Below are 5,757 nucleotides of genomic sequence, written 5' to 3' on the forward strand. Positions count from 1 at the left end.
ATTTTGAAGATTTAGTCGGTGTGCTTTATTCATGCCCGGCGGCGCCCTACTCTCCCGCGTCTTAAGACGAAGTACCATTGGCGCAGGGGCGTTTCACTTCCGAGTTCGGGATGGGATCGGGTGGGGGCGCCCCGCCATAGCCACCGGGCAGGAATAAGTCACACTGACTTTGAACTGGTCTTTGAGGACACTTCGCAGAAGTGTCTGTTGTTGTATCCAAGTTTTAGCTTTTGATTTGTTGGCTATCTCATATCTATGATTATAGCTTAATGGGAGTGATCAAGATCAATCGAGCTATTAGTAAGGCTCAGCTTCGAGAGTTACCCCTCTTCCACATGCCTCCTATCAACGTGGTGGTCTTCCACGGCTCTCAAGGGAGATCTAGTTTTAAGGTTGGTTTCCCGCTTAGATGCCTTCAGCGGTTATCCATTCCGAACATAGCTACCCTGCAATGCGGCTGGCGCCACAACAGGTCCACCAGAGGTTCGTCCATCCCGGTCCTCTCGTACTAGGGACAGATCCTCTCAAATTTCCTACACCCACGGCAGATAGGGACCGAACTGTCTCGCGACGTTCTGAACCCAGCTCACGTACCACTTTAATTGGCGAACAGCCAAACCCTTGGGACCTGCTCCAGCCCCAGGATGTGATGAGCCGACATCGAGGTGCCAAACAATGCCGTCGATATGGACTCTTGGGCATCATCAGCCTGTTATCCCCGGCGTACCTTTTATCCGTTGAGCGATGGCCCTTCCACGAGGGACCACCGGATCACTATGACCGACTTTCGTCTCTGCTCGACTTGTCAGTCTCGCAGTCAGGCAGGCTTATGCCATTGCACTCAACGAGCGATTTCCGACCGCTCTGAGCCTACCTTCGCGCGCCTCCGTTACCATTTGGGAGGCGACCGCCCCAGTCAAACTACCCGCCACACACGGTCCCGGGTATTGTAGTACCGCGGTTAGATATCCATGAGGACAAGGGTGGTATTTCAAGGATGACTCCACCAAAGCTGGCGCCTTGGTTTCAACGTCTACCACCTATCCTACACATGTCATCACGAATACCAGTGTGAAGCTGTAGTAAAGGTGCACGGGGTCTTTCCGTCTGACCGCAGGAACCCCGCATCTTCACGGGGAATTCAATTTCACTGAGTCTGTGCTGGAGACAGCGGGGAAGTCGTTACGCCATTCGTGCAGGTCGGAACTTACCCGACAAGGAATTTCGCTACCTTAGGACCGTTATAGTTACGGCCGCCGTTTACTGGGGCTTCAATTCGGTGCTTGCACACCTCCTCTTAACCTTCCAGCACCGGGCAGGCGTCAGACCCTATACGTCGCCTTGCGGCTTCGCAGAGCCCTGTGTTTTTGATAAACAGTCGCAACCCCCTATTCTGTGCCCCCAATACAAAGTTGCCTTCGTATTGGGCTCCCTTCTCGCGAACTTACGGGAGCAATTTGCCGAGTTCCTTCAGCACAGTTCTCTCAAGCGCCTTGGTATACTCTACCTGTCCACCTGTGTCGGTTTCGGGTACGGTCTTAGCGTGGGAGCTATTTCCAGGAACACCTTCACCGCATCTCCAATCCAATAAGGAGATACGATACACGGCATCCGTCACTACCCACTGGCCGGGGAATATTAACCCCGTTCCCATCGACTACGCCTTTCGGCCTCGCCTTAGGGGCCGGCTAACCCTGCGCCGATTAGCGTTGCGCAGGAACCCTTGGACTTTCGGCGAGAGGGTCTCTCACCCTCTTTATCGTTACTCATGTCAGCATTCGCACTTCTGATACTTCCAGCAGCCCTCACGGGTCCACCTTCATCAGCTTACAGAACGCTCCGCTACCGCTTGTCAAAGACAAGCCCGCAGTTTCGGTGTATGGCTTTAGCCCCGGTACATTTTCGGCGCGGAGACCCTTATTTAGACCAGTGAGCTGTTACGCTTTCTTTAAATGATGGCTGCTTCTAAGCCAACATCCTGGTTGTTTTGGGATCTCTACATCCTTTCCCACTTAGCCATAACTTAGGGACCTTAACTGGCGGTCAGGGTTGTTTCCCTCTCCACAATGGACGTTAGCACCCACTGTGTGTCTGCCCTGCAGTACTTCCTGGTATTCGGAGTTTGGTTAGGATCAGTAAGGCGGTGAGCCCCCATAGCCCATCCAGTGCTCTACCCCCAGGAGTATTCACAGGACGCTCTACCTAAATAGATTTCGCGGAGAACCAGCTATTTCCGAGTTTGATTGGCCTTTCACCCCTAGCCACAAGTCATCCCCGAATTTTTCAACATTCGTGGGTTCGGTCCTCCAGTGCATGTTACTGCACCTTCAACCTGCTCATGGCTAGATCACTCGGTTTCGGGTCTAATCCAACGAACTAAGACGCCCTATTCAGACTCGCTTTCGCTACGCCTACACCTATCGGCTTAAGCTTGCTCGTTAAATTAAGTCGCTGACCCATTATACAAAAGGTACGCTGTTACCCAGAACAAATCTTGGGCTCCAACTGTTTGTAAGCATTCGGTTTCAGGTACTATTTCACTCCCCTCGTCGGGGTACTTTTCACCTTTCCCTCACGGTACTGGTGCGCTATCGGTCGACTAGGAGTACTTAGGCTTGGAGGGTGGTCCCCCCATGTTCAGACAGAATTTCACGTGTTCCGCCCTACTCGAGGACTATAAATCTTTCTACCCGTACGGGACTATCACCCACTAAGGTCAAGCTTCCCAGCTTGTTCCGGTTCTTAATCTATAGCCACTGGCCTGATCCGCGTTCGCTCGCCACTACTAGCGGAGTCTCGGTTGATGTCCTTTCCTCCGGGTACTTAGATGTTTCAGTTCCCCGGGTTTGCCCCCTTGCGGGTACACCTTACGGTGTGGGTTGCCCCATTCAGAAATCGCCGGATCAAAGCTTATTCGCAGCTCCCCGACGCTTATCGCAGCGTATCACGTCTTTCATCGCCTCTAGTCGCCAAGGCATCCACCAAATGCTCTTAAGACACTTGATCACTCTCATTAGCTATAATCATAAAAGACACTTTGTAAAAAGTGTCCCGACCACTTTCCGAAGAAAGCAGCTGACTACTGACACTTCCAAAGGAAGTGGCATTACCAACAAAAATAAAGCTTGATTTAACTTGGCTTGTACATCGGTTGCCAGATGTACAATCAACAATACATACATCGTATGTATCAAAGACATATGCAATGCATATGCCTAGACCAGTTCATGAGACATAACTGGCGGGGCAGCGGTCAAGCGCCCCCGTACAATACCCTGGCGGGCATTGGTAACTGGCTAGCTGACACATCCGGCAATCCCCTAAGGAACTGGCGCCAGATGCGGCCAATTATGTCTTCTCTTCAAAATGTCACAGAACAAGCAGGCTTTAGAACAAAACCCGCAAAACGGATGCTTTCATTATGATATCAAAACAGAGAACCGACTTTTCTTTCGAAAAGGCGTTGGTGGAGCCTAGGAGGATCGAACTCCTGACCTCCTGAATGCAAATCAGGCGCTCTCCCAGCTGAGCTAAGGCCCCATTATGCTGGCCTCAAAGGACACTTCAAAGAAGTGTCTACGCCGGCGTTAGCATCCGCTAACTTGGCTTACTTCGCATCAGCTCAGCGAGCCGGTCGGCTCTAGTCGCTTCGCTCCGATTGAGCTCCAACAATTTCAATTCTACTAACTTAAAAGTTTGGTGGGTCGAGGAGGACTTGAACCTCCGACCTCACGCTTATCAGGCGTGCGCTCTAACCACCTGAGCTACCGACCCTTGTCTATTTAAGACCTCGCATCAGCTCCGCGAACCATTCGGTTCTACTCGCTGCGCTCCAGTCAAAACCAACAAAGATTGTGCTCAGATGAGCGACCTAACCTTTAAGCGATATCATAAAGAAAGAGAAACGAAGACGGCGGTATTCGCCAAAGATACCTTCAAAGAAGGTATCAGGTGCTGATCATAATGCCAGCTATGTTCAAAAAATTAGTCGATAGTCTATGACACGCAAGCGTGTCAGAGCTGAAGACCAATCCTTAGAAAGGAGGTGATCCAGCCCCAGGTTCCCCTAGGGCTACCTTGTTACGACTTCACCCCAGTCGCTGACCCTACCGTGGTCGCCTGCCTCCCTTGCGGGTTAGCGCAGCGCCTTCGGGTAAAACCAACTCCCATGGTGTGACGGGCGGTGTGTACAAGGCCCGGGAACGTATTCACCGCGTCATGCTGTTACGCGATTACTAGCGATTCCAACTTCATGCTCTCGAGTTGCAGAGAACAATCCGAACTGAGACGGCTTTTAGAGATTAGCTACCCCTCGCGAGGTCGCTGCCCACTGTCACCGCCATTGTAGCACGTGTGTAGCCCAGCCCGTAAGGGCCATGAGGACTTGACGTCATCCCCACCTTCCTCCGGCTTATCACCGGCAGTCCCCCTAGAGTGCCCAACTAAATGCTGGCAACTAAGGGCGAGGGTTGCGCTCGTTGCGGGACTTAACCCAACATCTCACGACACGAGCTGACGACAGCCATGCAGCACCTGTCCTGACGTCCCCGAAAGGAACCATCTGTCTCCAGATGTAGCGTCAAATGTCAAGGGCTGGTAAGGTTCTGCGCGTTGCTTCGAATTAAACCACATGCTCCACCGCTTGTGCGGGCCCCCGTCAATTCCTTTGAGTTTTAATCTTGCGACCGTACTCCCCAGGCGGAATGCTTAATGCGTTAGCTGCGTCACCAAATAGCAAGCTACCTGACAACTAGCATTCATCGTTTACGGCGTGGACTACCAGGGTATCTAATCCTGTTTGCTCCCCACGCTTTCGTACCTCAGCGTCAGTATCGAGCCAGTGAGCCGCCTTCGCCACTGGTGTTCTTCCGAATATCTACGAATTTCACCTCTACACTCGGAGTTCCACTCACCTCTCTCGATCTCAAGACTGACAGTATCAAAGGCAGTTCCAAGGTTGAGCCTTGGGATTTCACCCCTAACTTATCAGTCCGCCTACGTACTCTTTACGCCCAGTGATTCCGAACAACGCTAGCCCCCTTCGTATTACCGCGGCTGCTGGCACGAAGTTAGCCGGGGCTTCTTCTGCAGTTAATGTCATTATCTTCACTGCTGAAAGTGCTTTACAACCCTAAGGCCGTCATCACACACGCGGCATGGCTGGATCAGGGTTGCCCCCATTGTCCAATATTCCCCACTGCTGCCTCCCGTAGGAGTCTGGGCCGTGTCTCAGTCCCAGTGTGGCTGATCATCCTCTCAGACCAGCTATAGATCGTCGCCTTGGTAAGCCATTACCTTACCAACTAGCTAATCTAACGCGGGCACATCTCATGGCGATAAATCTTTCCCCCATAGGGCTCATAGGGTATTAGCAGTCTTTTCAAACTGTTGTCCCCTACCACAAGGTAGCTTCCCACGCGTTACTCACCCGTCTGCCACTAATCCCGAAGGATCCGTTCGACTTGCATGTGTTAGGCCTGCCGCCAGCGTTCGTTCTGAGCCAGGATCAAACTCTCAGGTTTTACTGAATATTAATCCCAACTTAAATCACGTTTCTGTACTCAAATCTAACCGACCATAAATGGCCAATTAATAGACGAGGAACACGCAAATAATTAAGGCCGAAGCCTCAATCTTTGGTGTTCTGAAAAACGTAAACTAAGTCAGTTATTCCGTAACAGTGGCTTGTTACCAAACCACTCGCGAATAACCGCCGTCCACGTTTCTCTTTCTTCTTCCGTATTCAATTGTCAATGA

2 tRNA genes and 3 rRNA genes are annotated in these 5,757 nt (G+C 51.6%); all 5 read right to left on the minus strand.

Annotation, left to right across the window (positions count from 1 at the left end):
* Positions 1 to 33: 33 nt before the first annotated feature.
* Positions 34 to 148, minus strand: a 5S ribosomal RNA gene (gene rrf / locus PsAD26_RS16930).
* 127 nt (positions 149 to 275) lie between these two features.
* Positions 276 to 3,006 (minus strand): 23S ribosomal RNA (locus PsAD26_RS16935).
* A 458-nt stretch (positions 3,007 to 3,464) separates the two neighbouring features.
* Positions 3,465 to 3,540 (minus strand) — tRNA-Ala (locus PsAD26_RS16940).
* A 157-nt stretch (positions 3,541 to 3,697) separates the two neighbouring features.
* Positions 3,698 to 3,774 (minus strand) — tRNA-Ile (locus tag PsAD26_RS16945).
* A 264-nt stretch (positions 3,775 to 4,038) separates the two neighbouring features.
* Positions 4,039 to 5,522: ribosomal RNA gene (locus tag PsAD26_RS16950) — 16S ribosomal RNA — on the minus strand.
* The 16S, 23S and 5S rRNA genes sit together here with 2 tRNA genes alongside, the layout of an rRNA operon.
* Positions 5,523 to 5,757: the final 235 nt, after the last annotated feature.

Origin of the sequence: Pseudovibrio sp. Ad26 (genome assembly GCF_001623285.1) — a bacterium.
Lineage (GTDB): Bacteria > Pseudomonadota > Alphaproteobacteria > Rhizobiales > Stappiaceae > Pseudovibrio > Pseudovibrio ascidiaceicola.